Origin of the sequence: Streptomyces flavofungini (assembly GCF_041028215.1) — a bacterium.
Lineage (GTDB): Bacteria > Actinomycetota > Actinomycetes > Streptomycetales > Streptomycetaceae > Streptomyces > Streptomyces flavofungini_B.
In genome coordinates, this window is sequence record NZ_JASKYR010001440.1 from 1 (window position 1) to 657 (window position 657).

General features: G+C 75.8%; 1 pseudogene. It reads right to left on the reverse strand.

The features are described 5' to 3' along the window. A pseudogene (locus AB8Z36_RS41550) lies at positions 1-657 on the reverse strand (MFS transporter); the annotation flags it as partial.

Here is a 657-nt window from a genome sequence, read left to right on the forward strand (position 1 = left end):
GTCCGTCCCCGTACCCGAGGCCGTGTCCGTCGGCCCTGACCAAGCCCCGTATCGCAGGCACCGACAGCAGCGCCAGGGCGACCACGACCGTCATCGCGCCGCCCGTGACCAGGACCGCCTCGGCGCCGAAGGCGCTCGCCGCGGGGCCCGCGAGCGCCTGGCCCACCGGGAGCATCGCGAGCGAACCTGCTACGTCGTACGCGTGGATGCGGTTCAGGACGTCCGGCGGGACCTGGGTCTGCACGCTCGTCGCCCACATCACGCCCCAGAAGGACGCGCCCGCGCCCGCGACGGCCGCGCCCGCCGCCATCAGCGGGACGCCGGACCCGGCGCCGACGGGCGTGGGGAACGCGCAGTACGCGATCAGGGCGAAGCTCCCGGCGCGGAGCATGCGGCGGGGGCGGAGGCGCAGGGCGATCAGGCCGCCCACGACGGTGCCCGCGCCGAGCGCGGAGTTCACCAGGCCGTAGGCTCCCGAGCCGTGCTCCCCCACCACCAGGGTCGCCACCAGCGGCACGGTGGGGCCGATGGTGGTGATCATCAGCACGCTGTAGACCGCGATGACGCCCCAGAGCCAGGTGCGGGCCCTGAACTCGCGCCAGCCCTGGACCAGGTCGGCCCGGAAGCCCCCGCTGTGCGGCTGGGAGCCGGGCCGGG